Origin of the sequence: Enterobacter sp. LU1 (assembly GCF_008271405.2) — a bacterium.
Taxonomy (GTDB): Bacteria; Pseudomonadota; Gammaproteobacteria; order Enterobacterales; family Enterobacteriaceae; genus Enterobacter; species Enterobacter hormaechei_C.
Window position 1 is genome coordinate 321,874 of record NZ_CP043438.2, and the last position, 13,269, is coordinate 335,142.

The window sequence follows — 13,269 nt, forward strand, 5'->3', positions numbered from 1 at the left end:
TCAGAGGTAATAACAATGAAAATGAAGAAAAGTCTCGTCGCGCTGTGCCTCTCTGCGGGGCTGTTGGCCTGTGCGCCTGCGGTCACCTTTGCAGATGTGAATTTTGTTCCTCAAAATACCAGCGCTGCGCCAGCTATTCCGGCTGCGGCACTTCAGCAACTGGTGTGGACGCCAGTTGATCAATCGAAAACACAAACTACCCAGCTTTCAGCGGGGGGCCAGTCACTGAACGTGCCGGGTATCAGCGGTCCGGTTGCGGCTTTCAGCGTGCCGGCGAATATCGGCGAGCTGACCCTGACATTGACCAGTGAAGTCAATAAACAGACCAGCGTCTTCGCGCCTAACGTGCTGATCCTCGATCAGAACATGACGCCATCCGCGTTCTTCCCAAGCGACTATTTCAGCTATCAGGAGCCTGGCGTCATGAGCGCCGATCGGCTGGAAGGCGTTATGCGCCTGACACCAGCCCTGGGTCAGCAGAAGATTTATGTTCTGGTGTTCACGACTGAAAAAGATTTGCAGCAAACCACGAAGCTTGTTGACCCGGCAAAAGCCTATGCGAAAGGCACGGGGAACTCTGTTCCGGATATTCCGGACCCGCTTGCCCGTCATACCACCGATGGTCTGATCAAGCTGAAAGTCTCCACCAACAGCGCCTCCAGCGTACTCGTAGGCCCGCTGTTTGGCTCATCTGGCCCGGGTCCGGTAACGGTGGGTAATACTGCCGCGCCTGTGTATGCCGCGCCTGCCGCAGCACCGGCCGCAGCTCCGGCCCCGGCGAAAAAAGCCGAGCCGGTGCTTAACGATACTGAAACTTACTTTAACAACGCCATCAAGCAGGCGGTTAAAAACGGCGATGTCGATAAAGCGCTGAAACTGCTTGATGAAGCCGAGCGTTTAGGTTCAACCACTGCCCGTTCCACCTTTATCAGCAGTGTAAAAGGCAAGGGGTAACCGTCTCCCCACAGTGCTGATTTTGTTAGTCGTTTAGTGCGCCTTCACGGGCGCACTTTTTTTGGCTAAGTTGCGCCATTGTTGCGATAGTGATCGCTAAATTTGGTTTGTCCGTCCTCATTTTGCCAATCTGCGATACAATGCCTTTACGTTATGTATCGGAGAGTCTGGCATGTCACACCCCGCGCTAACGCAGCTGCGTGCGCTACGCTATTTCGACCAAATACCCGCGCTTGACCCGGAGCAACTGGACTGGCTGCTGCTGGAAGATTCCATGACAAAACGTTTTGAGCAACAGGGTAAAACGGTCACGGTGACGATGATTCAGGAAGGGTTTGTCTCGCCTGCGGAGATTGCCAGCGAGCTGCCGCTGCTGCCGCAAGAAGAACGCTACTGGCTGCGTGAAATTTTACTGTGTGCAGATGGCGAGCCGTGGCTTGCCGGGCGGACGGTGGTTCCTGAGTCTACACTTTCCGGGCCGGAGCTGGCATTGCAACGCCTCGGCAAAACGCCCCTGGGGCGCTATCTGTTCACCTCGTCTGAACTGACCCGTGATTTTATTGAAATTGGTTGCGATGCCGATTTGTGGGGGCGCCGTTCCCGCCTTCGTTTGAGTGGCAAGCCGTTAATACTGACGGAACTCTTTTTGCCTGCATCGCCGTTGTACTAAGAGGGAGAAAAAATGGAGTGGAGTCTGACGCAGAATAAGCTGCTGGCCTATCACCGCCTGATGCGTACTGATAAACCCATTGGCGCGCTGCTGCTGCTGTGGCCGACCTTATGGGCGCTGTGGGTTGCCACGCCGGGCGTGCCGCCGCTGTGGATCCTGGCGGTGTTTGTGGCGGGCGTCTGGCTGATGCGCGCTGCGGGCTGTGTGGTTAACGACTATGCTGACCGGAAATTTGATGGACATGTTAAGCGCACCGCGAATCGTCCTCTGCCGAGCGGTCAGGTGACCGGGAAAGAGGCGCGCATTCTGTTTGTGGTGCTGGTGCTTCTCTCTTTTATGCTGGTGTTAACCCTTAACACCATGACCATTCTGCTGTCCGTTGCTGCTCTGGCGCTGGCCTGGGTTTATCCGTTCATGAAGCGATACACCCATCTGCCGCAGGTGGTATTGGGTGCGGCATTTGGCTGGTCGATTCCCATGGCGTTTGCCGCGGTCAGCGAGTCCGTTCCGCTCAGCTGCTGGCTGATGTTCCTGGCGAATATTCTCTGGGCCGTTGCGTACGATACCCAATACGCGATGGTCGATCGCGATGACGATCTCAAGATTGGCATCAAATCGACGGCGATCCTGTTTGGTCGTCACGACAAACTTATCATCGGCATATTGCAGGTGGCGGTGCTGGCGCTGATGGTGGCGATTGGTCGCCTGAACGGGCTGAACTGGGAGTTTTACTGGTCCGTACTGGTGGCGGGGCTGCTGTTTGCGTATCAGCAGAAGCTGATCGCGAAACGCGAGCGTGAAGCCTGCTTTAAAGCGTTTCTGAATAATAACTACGTAGGGCTGGTGCTGTTTCTGGGCCTGGCGATGAGTTACTGGTGATAAAAAAGCCGGGTGGCGGCTTCGCCTTACCCGGCCTACGATTTAGCGGAACATATAGGCCGGGTAAGCGTTAGCGCCACCCGGCTTTAGCATCATTCGCCCTGCGTAGAACTCTCAATCGTCAAACGCACATCCGCGGTAATCAGCTCTGCCAGCATCTGGTAAACCTTCATCGTCTCTTCCGGCTCGGCATCGCCCGTATCGCTAATGTACCCTTCGTCGCGCAGCGTCAGCACCAGGGAGCTGAATACCGCTTTGTCGAAGAATTCCGGGGCGTTAATGCCATGCAGAACGGAAAGGCGCTGGGCCAGCGTCCGGCTCTCTTTTTCCAGCGTACCGCGGTTGATGGACGGATTTGCACTCAGCAACCAGAAGGTAATGGCGTAGCGCTGCAACGTCTCACGCGCACCGGAAGCCAGAAGCTGCAAGGTACGGGAACGTGACGGATTGATATGCAGTTCATCATCACTGATGGTAATCAGCCCCTGACGATGCATCTCTGCCGTCATTTTATCGAGCTCTGCCGCCAGTTCATCCTTACTCCAGCGCAGGAACAGCTCCGCTTTCAGCATTGGGTAGATGGCCTGAATATGGCGCAGCAGCTCCTGACGCGAAATACGGCGGTGCTGGGTAATAATGGCCGCCATCAGCGACGGCAGCATCAGCATGTGCGTGATGTTATTGCGGTAGTAGGTCATCAGCACGGCCTGCTCGCGCGGCAGAATGATGATGTCACCAATCGTATCTTTCTCGACTTCGAACTTGTTCATCTGCAACGCGTGATCGATCAGCTCGCTGGCGGTGGCAGACGGCACGGTCGAATCAACGGAATACGGCACGTTGCGCATGATATCCAGGTAGCAATCAATCTGCTCGGTCAGCTGTTCGCGGGTCAGTGAACGCTGGCGGGAGGCCAGAAGCGCAGTACAACACAGGTTCATGGCGTTTGCCGCACCAGCATTGTTGATGCGTACCATCAGCTCGGATGCAATGCCGTTGACCGTTGGCGTCAGCCAGGCCGGACGTACCGCTTCGATAGGATCGATAGACTCGCGCCACTCCGGAACATGATGGTTCAGATATGTCATCAGCGGCAGGGGCTCGCCAAAGTTCACGTAGCCCTGGCCGAGGTTGCGCAGTTTACTCAGCCCACGCAGCATCTGCGGCAGACTCTCTTTCTCTTTGGTTGCACCGCGCAGCTCTTTCGCGTAGGTGCCCACTTCCATCACGTGTTCATAACCGATGTAAATAGGCACCAGCGTGATAGGACGCGTACCGCCACGCAGCATGGCCTGAATGGTCATCGACAGCGTGCCGGTCTTCGGATCGAGCAGACGACCGGTACGCGAGCGCCCGCCTTCAACAAAGTACTCCACGGAATAACCGCGGCTGAACAGCTCGCCCAGATACTCCCTGAAGACGGTGGAGTAAAGCTTGTTACCCTTAAAGGTACGACGAATAAAGAACGCACCCAGACGGCGGAAAATCGGGCCTGCTGGCCAGAAGTTCAGGTTGATACCGGCAGCAATATGCGGCGGCACCAGCCCCTGGTGATAGAGCACGTAAGAGAGCAACAGGTAGTCCATGTGGCTGCGGTGGCAGGGCACATAGACAATCTCGTGGCCGTCGTGCGCTAACTGACGTACGCGCTCGGCGTTGTGGACGTTAATCCCCTGATAGAGGCGGTTCCACGTGAAGCCAAGGATACGGTCAGAGAGGCGAATCATCTCGTAGGAGAAATTCGCGGCGATCTCTTCCATCAGCGCTATCGCGTTCTGCTGCGCTTTCTCGTGCGAAATTTTCTTGCTGCGCGCTTCGTCTTCTACGGCACGGGCAATCGCTTTGGAAGCCAGCAGCTTGTTGAACAGATCCTGACGTGCCGGGAGACGTGGTCCAACGGCCGCCAGACGCTGACGTGCAAAGTGCATACGCGCAACGCGCGCCAGCTTTTGCGCAATGATTTTGTCAGTGCCGTGTTCATCCGCCATGCGGCGCAGTGAAACGGAAGGTGAGAAGCGGACAAAGCTGTCGCGTCCTAGCCAGGAGACGGCGAAGAACTTCTGAATGCCGTTGAGCATACGCAGCGGCGGGTTCTCTTCCCCTTTTTCGCGCCCCGGACGACGGCCAAACATCACCGACACCGGCACCATCTGCACGTCCAGATCGGGGTTGCTGCGGTGCAGATCGAGGTAATCATGGAACAGCTTAATAGACTCTTCTTTCGGCGTGTAATAGGTGAACACGCGCGGCCCGCCATGGATGAACACGTAGCGCGGCAGCAGCGTACCGTCGACTTCCAGCGGTTCAAGCGGGTCAGGTAAATCGTGCGCCAGACATTGAGCGCGAAGCGTCAGCAGGTCTGCCTTCGAGTTATAAGGCAAAACGTACATAATAGGGCGCGACGTATCGAGCCCTAATTCCAGCGCAGGTTCTGCTGGGATAGACTTACTTTTTACCAGGACGCTTAATGGTAAATTAAGTAATTTGTAGTAAATTCGTGGCCAGCCGGACATAAACGATGTAAAGCCTCTGGTTAATAATGCAATTGCGGCGCAAGGATAACAGAAAGCGCGCAAAATTTCTGTTGTTACCCGTCATACTTCAGGTTGCAGCAAAACGCGCTGCGGCTTTAGTTACAGACGCTATTTATCATAAAAGGTTCTTTTAATGGCCAATAATACCACTGGGTTAACTCGAATCATTAAAGCTGCCGGTTATTCATGGAAAGGTTTCCGCGCGGCATGGGTTAATGAAGCCGCTTTCCGCCAGGAAGCGGTTGCCGCAATCGTTGCCGTTGTCATCGCCTGCTTCCTTGATGTTGATGCTATCACCCGCGTACTGCTCATCGGATCTGTCCTTCTGGTGATGATAGTGGAAATTCTGAATAGCGCTATTGAGGCCGTAGTTGATCGAATCGGGTCGGAATTCCATGAACTGTCTGGCCGGGCGAAAGACATGGGTTCCGCTGCCGTACTGCTGGCGATTATCACTGCGGCGATCACCTGGGTCACGCTGCTTTGGTCGCATTTCCGATGAGCCTCGAGGAATAATTAAGTCCCTGGTTTTTTGTGCAGTTTTTGGTTCCAAAATCGCCTTTGACTGTATATACTCACAGCATAACTGTATATACACCCAGGGGGCGGTATGAAAGCGTTAACGACCAGGCAGCAAGAGGTGTTTGATCTCATTCGGGATCATATCGGCCAGACGGGTATGCCACCCACGCGTGCAGAAATTGCGCAGCGTCTGGGCTTCCGTTCTCCTAATGCTGCCGAAGAGCACCTTAAAGCGCTGGCGCGTAAGGGCGTGATTGAGATTGTTTCCGGCGCCTCACGCGGCATTCGTCTGCTTGTGGAAGAAGAGAGCGGTATTCCACTGGTGGGCCGCGTTGCCGCAGGTGAACCTCTGCTGGCGCAGCAGCACATCGAAGGGCACTATCAGGTTGACCCAGGCATGTTCAAGCCGAGCGCCGATTTCCTGCTGCGCGTTAGCGGAATGTCCATGAAAGATATCGGTATTCTGGATGGCGATCTGCTGGCGGTACACAAAACGCAGGATGTGCGTAACGGGCAAGTCGTGGTGGCGCGCATTGATGATGAAGTGACGGTTAAGCGCCTGAAAAAACAAGGCAATACCGTGCAGCTTCTGCCTGAAAACAATGAATTCTCCCCGATTGTGGTAGATCTCCGCGAGCAGAGCTTCTCTATTGAAGGGCTGGCGGTCGGCGTTATCCGCAACGGTGAATGGCTGTAATCTCTTCCTGACAGGCTGTAGTTCCTCTACAGCCTGGCCTGTTTTCTGATTCCGGTAATTTCCATGGCATTGCTAACTTCTGCCGATAAGGCGTTGTGGCGTCTTGCGCTACCGATGATTTTTTCCAATATTACCGTTCCTCTGCTGGGGCTGGTGGATACGGCGGTTATCGGGCATCTCGATTCGCCGATTTATCTTGGCGGCGTCGCGATCGGCGCAACGGCGACCAGCTTCCTCTTTATGCTGCTGCTTTTTCTGCGCATGAGTACGACAGGCCTGACGGCCCAGGCGTATGGTGCAAAAGATCCCCTGCGTCTGGCGCGTGCGCTGGTTCAGCCGCTCATTCTGGCATTCGGTGCCGGCGCGTTAATCGTTCTGTTGCGTACGCCGCTGATTGATCTTGCGCTCCATATTGTAGGCGGCAGCGATGCCGTACTGGAACAGGCCCGGCGGTTCCTCGAAATTCGCTGGCTCAGCGCGCCCGCTTCACTGGCAAACCTGGTCCTGCTGGGCTGGCTGCTGGGCGTGCAGTACGCCCGCGCGCCGGTGATCCTGCTGGTGGTGGGCAACCTGCTTAACATTGTGCTCGATCTCTGGCTGGTGATGGGGCTGCACATGAACGTCCGGGGCGCGGCGCTGGCCACGGCGATTGCCGAGTACGGTACGCTGCTGATCGGTTTGGGGATGGTCTGGCGCGTGCTGGCGATGCGCGGTATCACCCTGGATCTGCTGAAATCGGCCTGGCGCGGCAACATTCGAAAGCTGCTGGCGCTTAATCGCGACATCATGCTCCGTTCGCTTCTGCTGCAACTCTGCTTTGGTGCATTAACCGTTTTTGGTGCGCGTCTTGGGCCTGAGATCGTTGCCGTCAACGCAGTGCTTATGACATTACTGACCTTTACCGCTTACGCGCTGGATGGTTTTGCTTACGCCGTGGAGGCGCATTCAGGGCAGGCCTATGGCGCGCGTGAAAGCGGCCAGTTACGTGAAGTCTGGCGTGCTGCCTGTCGTCAGGCGGGCCTGGTGGCGCTGGTCTTTGCTCTGGTATACGCCTGTTTTGGTGGGCATATTGTCGCGTTACTCACCTCGTTGCCCGCGCTACGTGAGCTGGCCGATCGCTACATCCTCTGGCAGGTAGTATTACCGGTGGTGGGCGTGTGGTGCTATTTGCTGGACGGCATGTTTATTGGTGCGACGCGAGGGGCGGAGATGCGCAACAGCATGGCCGTCGCGGCGGCGGGGTTCGGCCTGATGCTGCTAACCCTGCCGTATCTCGGCAATCATGGTCTGTGGCTGGCGCTGGCGGTGTTTCTCTCACTGCGTGGCCTTTCGCTGGCCGTTATCTGGCATCGTCACTGGCGAAATAATACCTGGTTTCCAGCCCCGCACGATATATCGTAACGGTTAAAGATTCCGAATATAAAAACAACTGCCGAATCCTTAACTACAATAATAATCACGTCCAGCAGAAAAGAACGAAGCGGACGATACTCATAGACGCTTAACACGAGGACACGATTATGAATAAAGACGAAATCGGCGGCAACTGGAAGCAATTCAAAGGTAAAGCGAAAGAACAGTGGGGTAAGCTGACAGATGACGATATGACCGTCATTGAAGGTAAGCGCGATCAGCTGGTAGGTAAAATCCAGGAGCGCTACGGTTACGAAAAAGATCAGGCGGAAAACGAAGTCAAAGACTGGGAAACCCGTAACGACTACCGCTGGTAACCGGCACTATCCCCAAGGGCGGCCCTGAGCCGCCTTTTTCTTTGGCTTTAACGCGGCTTTTTCTTCACCAGGATAGAGTGATCGTGCTGACAGGCATCCTGATGGCGGCATGACTCCACCTCCACGCAGGCAGAACATAAGCCGTGGGCTTCAATCACGTTATGGCGCAGCGCAAAGCCCATTCTGGCTGCCAGCGTATGCATAATATCTTCCACACCTTCCGCACACTCTTCCTTCACCACACCACAGCGATCGCAGATAAACATGGCGGACGTGTGAGTTGGCTGGTCAAAAAGATGGCACAGCACATAGCTGTTTGTTGATTCCACTTTATGCACAAACCCTTGCTCCAGCAGAAAATCCAGCGCCCGATAAACGGTCGGCGGTTTTGCCTGCGGCTCGCTTTCACGCAGCAGATCGAGCAGATCGTAGGCGCTGATGGCGCCCTGTTGAAGGCTCATCAGACGCAGTACCTCAAGGCGCTGCGGGGTCAGGCGCACATTGCGTTGCGCGCACAGCTTTTCAGCTTGCGCTAACAGCTCTTTTGTGGACTTGTCCATCGGGCACCTCGGATATGGTAAGGGGTGAAAACATTCACTTTATCATGTTCTGCTAAAAACACCGAGATCCGCCAGGCTGTGCTATACCTGACGCATCGCAAATCAGGAGATCGCAAAATGAAAAGACCTGACTGTATTCGGCACTGGCGGGACGTGGAAGGCGCTGATGACGCAACGTATCCTGACAGTAACGAACGTTTTTCTGTTGGCGCGCCGCTGGCCCGCAGGCTGGGTCTCGGCCGCATTGGTATTCACCATGAACGGCTGCCACCCGGACGCCGTACGTCTTATCCGCATGCGGAAAGCGACGAAGAGGAGTTTGTTTACGTTCTGGAGGGTTACCCTGAGGCCTGGATCAATGGCTATTTATGGAAGCTCGAACCCGGAGACAGCGTGGGATTTCCAGCCGGGACGGGCGTGTGTCACACCTTTATCAACAATACCGATGAAGAGGTGCGCTTACTGGTGGTGGGTGAGGCCAATAAAAAACATAACCGCATCTACTATCCGCTCAATCCGGTGTATGCCGCGACGCGCGAAGACCGCTGGGTCGACCATCCGCCTCAGTTTTTTGGGCCGCACGATGGAAAACCTGGGCGAAAATAATTTCCTCTTCTATAAATATTGATGGTCGTCACATATTACAACAGGCCGGGATGGAATTTAACTTAAGGAAATAGCGGGTCTTTTTGCACTTATTCACAGCAATAGTTCGTTCCTGTTTGGGTGATAACAGACAGGGTTAACTAATAACAAACTATTTACGAGCACACTGTGAAAAAACATTTTAAATTTTCGATGGTTAGCATCGCTGTCTCCTTTTTTATGGCAAATCAGGCGGGAGCAGCCAATACCTGGACGGAAGCGCGTAGCGACGCAATGGGCGGAACGGGTGTCGCGGCAGGGAGCTATGGCAGCGGGGCGTTAATCAACCCCGCGTTACTGGCAAAATCTAAGCCAGAGGATGATGTGACGGTCATTTTGCCGTCCGTTGGCGTGCAGGTGACCGATGAAGACAATCTTCAGGACGAGATTGATACCATTAACGACAAAATCAATCATTACAAGGATGTGGTTGATAGTCTGACCCCCATTGAAGTTATCACCAATCCATTAGGTTCGATCAATCAGTTCCAGGGCGCAGCGAAAGATCTCGCTGATGAACTGGACTACCTGAAAGGCAAGACCGCACACGCCACCGCAGGGGCGGGGATTGCCGTCAGTATCCCTAACGATATTCTTTCCGTGGCCTTTATGGCAAAAGGCTATGCCCATGGCCGGGTCAGCTCTTCAATCGATCAGCAGGACATTGATTATCTGCGCGGTATACAACGAAGCGATGCGGTGGCTGCCGGTGTGGCGCTGGATGCCGCGCTAAACGGTACCGATCAGATCACCAAAAACCTTAACTCTACGGCGTCTGGTCGGGCGGCGATTGTGTCCGACTACGGTATTGCGGTGGCCCGTCAGTTCGATCTTGGCGGCGTTCCGGTTTCCGTTGGCGTCACGCCGAAGCTGCAAAAAACCTGGCTCTATAACTACACCACTTCAATCTACGATTACGACAGTAATAAGTGGAACGACAGCCGCTACCGTACCGACGACACTGGCTTCAACGTCGATGCCGGTATTGCTGCTGATTTCGGTGAAAACTGGACGGTCGGCGTGAGCGGGCAAAACCTGATGTCGCGCGATATCGATACCAAAGATATCCGCATCCGCAACGGGCGTACGGGAGAGGTGGTGAGTTATAAAGACACTTATCAGATCCGTCCGCTGGTCACTGCCGGGGCCGCCTGGCACAACGATCTGGTCACGCTGACCGCAGATGGCGATCTGACCGAAACCAAGGGCTTTAAAAGCGAAGATACCTCCCAGTACGTTGGCGTTGGTGCCGAAGTCACGCCACTGAGCTGGCTGGCAGTACGCGCCGGTTATCGTGCGGATATGAAAGGGAACGACAGCAACGTCTTTACCGGCGGTGTCGGTTTCGCGCCGTTCAACTCCGTCCACGTTGACCTGATGGGGCTTTATGGCGAAGACGAGACATGGGGTGCAGGGGCACAGTTGAGCATGACGTTCTAAAGTACACCGGAGGCGCTGCGCCTCCGGCTTTTCTTTGTGCTATAGTAGCGCCCCTTTTCCACCAGATGCTTAAAACTTCGCCATGTCGTCAGAACTCCAGACCGCTTTCCCTGCACACCGTTTCTCCATTGCGCCAATGCTCGACTGGACGGACAGACACTGCCGCTATTTCCTGCGCCAGCTCTCCCGCCATACGCTGCTGTACACCGAAATGGTCACTACCGGCGCAATTATTCACGGCAAGGGCGATTATCTGGCGTACAGCGAAGAGGAGCATCCGGTTGCGCTGCAACTGGGTGGCAGCGATCCGGCTGCGCTGGCGCAGTGCGCGAAGATGGCTGAAGAACGCGGCTATGACGAGATTAACCTCAACGTCGGTTGCCCGTCCGACCGTGTGCAAAACGGTATGTTCGGCGCGTGTCTGATGGGTAATGCACATCTGGTGGCGGACTGTATCAAAGCGATGCGCGACGTCGTCTCTATCCCGGTCACGGTCAAAACTCGTATCGGCATAGACGACCAGGACAGCTACGAGTTCCTGTGTGATTTCATCAACACCGTATCAGGGAAGGGTGAATGCGAGATGTTTATCATCCACGCCCGTAAAGCCTGGCTCTCTGGCCTCAGCCCGAAAGAAAACCGCGAGATCCCGCCGCTGGACTACCCGCGCGTGTACCAGCTAAAACGCGACTTCCCGCACCTGACCATGTCGATCAACGGCGGTATTACGTCGCTGGACGAGGCCAAAGCGCATCTCGAACATATGGATGGCGTGATGGTCGGACGCGAGGCGTATCAGAACCCGGGCATTCTGGCGACGGTTGACCGGGAAATCTTTGGCGTTGACGGTGCTGACACCGATCCCGTGGCAGTAGTGCGCGCCATGTATCCGTACATTGAGCGCGAGCTGAGTCATGGTACGTATCTGGGCCACATTACCCGCCATATGCTTGGCCTGTTCCAGGGCATTCCTGGCGCGCGCCAGTGGCGTCGTTATCTCAGCGAGAACGCGCATAAGGCCGGTGCGGATATTGAGGTCCTGGAACACGCGCTGCGTCTGGTTGCGGATAAACGTTAAATTTCGCTAAAAGATGGTCAAATACGCCACGCCCTGCAACACATTGCGGGGCGTTTTGCTTTCAGAACAAAGACTTATTTTTGGCATGTTTCTTGTAACGATCGCAGCATCATTCGGGAACTCGTGGGAGAGCACCATGCTGGAACTACTTTTTGTGATTGGCTTCTTTATCATGCTGATGGTCACGGGCGTATCGCTGCTCGGTATCCTGGCCGCGCTCGTCGTGGCCACGGTGGTGATGTTTGTTGGCGGTTTATTTGCCCTGACGATTAAACTCTTGCCGTGGTTACTTCTGGCGATTGCGGTGGTATGGGCGATACGGGCGATTAAATCACCAAAACTGCCCACTTATCAGCGTAATAACCGCTTCCGTTACTAAGGTATTGAGGTGTACGTCACATACCTGCAACTTTTCCGGCAGCAATCCTTAGAACAGAATAGGATTTACTTATCGAATCTGTCACTATGGCTGCCGCTAAAGAATTCATCGAGCTGTACCCTACATACAGCCGAACTAAAAAAAGAAAGGGCTTCCCACGGGAAGCCCAATTTCTTTTTATGGCTCAGGGAATTAACAGACTTGATCCCTGCGTTGCCCGGCTCTCCAGCACCTCATGCGCGCGCTGCGCATCGGTCAGCGGATATTTCTGCGCCTCTGCCACATCCACTTTAATTACCCCACTGGCGATCAGCGAGAACAGCTCGTTGCTGGCTTCCTCAAGTTCTTCCCGGTTGGTGATGTAACCTTGCAGGGAAGGGCGAGTGACATATAGCGACCCTTTCTGATTCAGAATGCCCAGGTTGACGCCGGTGACTGCCCCGGAGGCGTTACCGAAGCTCACCATTAGCCCGCGACGTTGCAGGCAGTCCAGCGAAGATTCCCAGGTGTCTTTCCCCACCGAGTCATACACCACGCGGACCTTTTTGCCGCCAGTGATCTCTTTCAGCCGCTCAACGATGCTCTCTTCCCGGTAGTTGATCACCTGCCATGCGCCCGCGTCCAGCGCGCGCTGCGCTTTTTGCGCGCTGCCTGTGGTGCCGATCAGCTTCGCGCCCAGGGCTTTCGCCCACTGGCAGGCAATCAGCCCCACGCCACCTGCGGCTGCGTGAAACAGGAATTGCTCGTCAGGCTTAATTTCGTAGGTTTTGCGCAGCAGATAATAGACCGTCAGCCCTTTCAGGAATGAGGCGGCAGCCTGCTCGAAGCTGATCGCATTTGGCAGAAGCGCCGCTTTCTCGGCCGGAACGTTATGGATGGAGCTGTAAGCGCCCAGCGCCGACTGCGCGTACACCACGCGATCGCCTTCCTTAATGTGCTTCACCGCGCTGCCCACTTTGCTGACGATACCGGCCGCCTCGGTGCCCAGTCCGCTCGGCATCGACGGAGGCGGATAGAGGCCGCCGCGAATATAGGTATCGATGTAGTTAATGCCGATCGCTTTGTTTTCCACCTGGATTTCGTTCTCGCCAGGCGCAGCGGGGGTAAATTCCACCGCTTTGAGTACGTCAGGGCCACCATGCTTGTGAAATTCAATACGTGTTGCCATGCTTCCTCCAGAA

The 13,269-nt window shown here is 55.1% G+C and carries 14 protein-coding genes; 11 read left to right on the plus strand and 3 right to left on the minus strand.

Translation table 11 applies throughout. From position 1 onward, the window contains the following. Positions 1 to 15 precede the first annotated feature (15 nt). From malM to ubiA, 3 genes are all read left to right on the plus strand, one after another. A complete protein-coding gene (malM, locus tag FZF21_RS01520) occupies positions 16 to 954 on the plus strand; it encodes a maltose operon protein MalM (protein ID WP_015570172.1) in 939 nt (312 codons plus the stop codon). 172 nt (positions 955 to 1,126) lie between these two features. Continuing rightward, on the plus strand, positions 1,127 to 1,624 hold the full coding sequence (gene ubiC / locus FZF21_RS01525) for a chorismate lyase (protein ID WP_015570175.1): 498 nt from the start codon (positions 1,127 to 1,129) through the stop codon (positions 1,622 to 1,624). Between the two features lie 12 nt (positions 1,625 to 1,636). Beyond that, positions 1,637 to 2,503, plus strand: coding sequence for a 4-hydroxybenzoate octaprenyltransferase (gene ubiA, locus FZF21_RS01530; RefSeq protein WP_015570176.1), 867 nt, complete (start codon positions 1,637 to 1,639; stop codon positions 2,501 to 2,503). Positions 2,504 to 2,595: 92 nt separating this feature from the next. On the opposite strand, the gene plsB is transcribed toward ubiA, so the two are convergent. Continuing rightward, positions 2,596 to 5,016 carry a glycerol-3-phosphate 1-O-acyltransferase PlsB gene (gene plsB, locus FZF21_RS01535; protein WP_003860322.1) on the minus strand — a complete coding sequence of 807 codons (2,421 nt, stop codon included), beginning with the start codon at positions 5,014 to 5,016 and terminating at the stop codon, positions 2,596 to 2,598. Positions 5,017 to 5,170: 154 nt separating this feature from the next. Here plsB and FZF21_RS01540 point away from each other — a divergent pair, with 154 nt between their 5' ends. From FZF21_RS01540 to FZF21_RS01555, 4 genes are all read left to right on the plus strand, one after another. Further along, positions 5,171 to 5,539, plus strand: coding sequence for a diacylglycerol kinase (locus FZF21_RS01540; RefSeq protein WP_017382619.1), 369 nt, complete (start codon positions 5,171 to 5,173; stop codon positions 5,537 to 5,539). Between the two features lie 108 nt (positions 5,540 to 5,647). Next, positions 5,648 to 6,256 (plus strand): transcriptional repressor LexA, encoded by a 609-nt coding sequence (lexA, locus tag FZF21_RS01545; RefSeq protein WP_003860318.1) that lies wholly within the window; start codon positions 5,648 to 5,650, stop codon positions 6,254 to 6,256. A 63-nt stretch (positions 6,257 to 6,319) separates the two neighbouring features. Then, positions 6,320 to 7,657, plus strand: coding sequence for an MATE family efflux transporter DinF (gene dinF, locus FZF21_RS01550; RefSeq protein WP_047740961.1), 1,338 nt, complete (start codon positions 6,320 to 6,322; stop codon positions 7,655 to 7,657). A 119-nt stretch (positions 7,658 to 7,776) separates the two neighbouring features. Then, positions 7,777 to 7,986: a CsbD family protein gene (locus tag FZF21_RS01555; RefSeq protein ID WP_003860314.1), complete on the plus strand. Its 210-nt coding sequence runs from the start codon at positions 7,777 to 7,779 to the stop codon at positions 7,984 to 7,986. 47 nt (positions 7,987 to 8,033) lie between these two features. On the opposite strand, the gene zur is transcribed toward FZF21_RS01555, so the two are convergent. Continuing rightward, positions 8,034 to 8,546 (minus strand): zinc uptake transcriptional repressor Zur, encoded by a 513-nt coding sequence (gene zur, locus FZF21_RS01560; RefSeq protein ID WP_006810484.1) that lies wholly within the window; start codon positions 8,544 to 8,546, stop codon positions 8,034 to 8,036. Between the two features lie 117 nt (positions 8,547 to 8,663). Here zur and FZF21_RS01565 point away from each other — a divergent pair, with 117 nt between their 5' ends. The 4 genes from FZF21_RS01565 (at position 8,664) to pspG (ending at position 12,088) form a co-directional block, all read left to right on the plus strand. Next, on the plus strand, positions 8,664 to 9,152 hold the full coding sequence (locus FZF21_RS01565; RefSeq protein ID WP_017382621.1) for a cupin domain-containing protein: 489 nt from the start codon (positions 8,664 to 8,666) through the stop codon (positions 9,150 to 9,152). A 168-nt stretch (positions 9,153 to 9,320) separates the two neighbouring features. Then, on the plus strand, positions 9,321 to 10,631 hold the full coding sequence (gene traF, locus FZF21_RS01570; protein WP_023302926.1) for a conjugal transfer protein TraF: 1,311 nt from the start codon (positions 9,321 to 9,323) through the stop codon (positions 10,629 to 10,631). An 82-nt stretch (positions 10,632 to 10,713) separates the two neighbouring features. Then, entirely contained in the window at positions 10,714 to 11,709 is a 996-nt protein-coding gene (dusA, locus tag FZF21_RS01575; RefSeq protein WP_047732535.1) for a tRNA dihydrouridine(20/20a) synthase DusA, read from the plus strand. Positions 11,710 to 11,845: 136 nt separating this feature from the next. Then, on the plus strand, positions 11,846 to 12,088 hold the full coding sequence (gene pspG, locus FZF21_RS01580) for an envelope stress response protein PspG (RefSeq protein WP_017382623.1): 243 nt from the start codon (positions 11,846 to 11,848) through the stop codon (positions 12,086 to 12,088). Positions 12,089 to 12,272: 184 nt separating this feature from the next. On the opposite strand, the gene FZF21_RS01585 is transcribed toward pspG, so the two are convergent. Beyond that, positions 12,273 to 13,256 carry a quinone oxidoreductase gene (locus FZF21_RS01585; RefSeq protein WP_015570182.1) on the minus strand — a complete coding sequence of 328 codons (984 nt, stop codon included), beginning with the start codon at positions 13,254 to 13,256 and terminating at the stop codon, positions 12,273 to 12,275. Positions 13,257 to 13,269: the final 13 nt, after the last annotated feature.